The sequence below is a fragment of the Nocardia jiangxiensis NBRC 101359 genome, assembly GCF_000308615.1.
In the GTDB taxonomy this organism is placed as follows: domain Bacteria; phylum Actinomycetota; class Actinomycetes; order Mycobacteriales; family Mycobacteriaceae; genus Nocardia; species Nocardia jiangxiensis.
Map to the genome: position 1 here is coordinate 1 of NZ_BAGB01000115.1, position 1262 is coordinate 1262.

General features: G+C 65.0%; 1 protein-coding gene. It reads right to left on the minus strand.

The window, feature by feature from the left end:
- Positions 1-32: 32 nt before the first annotated feature.
- Positions 33-1195, minus strand: a protein-coding gene (locus tag ON40_RS34460) for an IS3 family transposase (RefSeq protein WP_085997851.1) whose coding sequence is annotated in 2 segments (ribosomal slippage) — positions 33-908 and positions 911-1195 — 1161 coding nt in all. Because the reading frame shifts where the segments join, the coding sequence is not laid out codon by codon here.
- Positions 1196-1262: the final 67 nt, after the last annotated feature.

The following is a 1262-nucleotide window of genomic DNA, read 5'->3' on the forward strand; positions in this document are numbered from 1 at the left end:
GGGACTGCTGCAGGATGAGGTGACAGTTTTGGTCACGCGGCCTGACTGGCCGGTGGGGTCATGATTGTCTCGTATTCGATGGGGGTCAAGCGGCCGAGGCCGATCTGTCTGCGGCGCCGGTGGTAGGTCCGCTCGATCCAGGTGACGATCGCGATCCGCAATTCTTCCCGGGTAGGCCAGGAGCGGCGGTCCAGAACATTCTTCTGCAGGAGCGCGAAGAAACTCTCCATAGCGGCGTTGTCACCGGCCGAGGCGACGCGGCCCATCGAGCCGACCATGGCATGTCTTGCCAAGGCGCGCAAGAACTTTCGGCTACGAAATTGCGATCCGCGGTCGCTGTGCAGAATGCATCCGGCCACGCTTCCGCGCCGGGCCACGGCGTTGTTGACGGCGCGAACGGCGAGGCGTGATTTCATCCGCGAGTCGATGGAATACCCGACGATGCGATTCGAGTACACGTCCTTGATCGCACAGAGGTAGAGTTTGCCTTCGGCCGTGCGATGTTCGGTAATGTCGGTGAGCCACAAGGTATTTGGAGCATCAGCGGAGAACACGCGACGGACCAGGTCGTCGTGGACCGGCGGGCCGGGTTTCTTCGTCCGGCCGCGTTGCTTGCCGAATACGCTCCACCAGCCGGCCTGTGAACAGATTCGCCACGCGGTCCGCTCGGCCATCGGCTCTCCGGCGGCGCGGGCCTCGTCGACCAGGAACCGGTAGCCGAATTCGGGGTCGTCGCGGTGCGCGTCGAACAACGCGTTGGCCCGATACGCCTGTGCGAGTTCGGTATCGGTGACCGGGGCGGCGAGCCACCGGTAATAGGGCTGGCGCGCCAGCCCCAGCACCCGGCACGTCACCGCGACGGGGATTCCGTCAGCGGCCAGCTCGCGGACGAGCGGGTAGATCATTTTCCCGGCAGGTTGGCCTGCGACAGATACGCCGCGGCCCGTTTGAGGACCTCGTTCTCCTGCTCGAGCAACTTGACCCGGCGCCGCAACGCCCGCACCTCGGCCGACTCATTCGTAGTCATCCCGGGTTTCACCCCGTCGTCGACGTCGGCGTTGCGCATCCACTTCGACACCGTCATCGGGTGCACCCCGAAATCGGACGCGATCTCCTCGATCGTCACCCCGGCGTCACGATTGCGGGCGACCCGCACGACATCGTCACGGAACTCACGGGGATAGGGCTTGGGCACGATGGCATCCTTCCGGCTCACCCTCCGGCAAGCCAAATCAGGTGTCACCTACCCGTGCGGCAGTCCC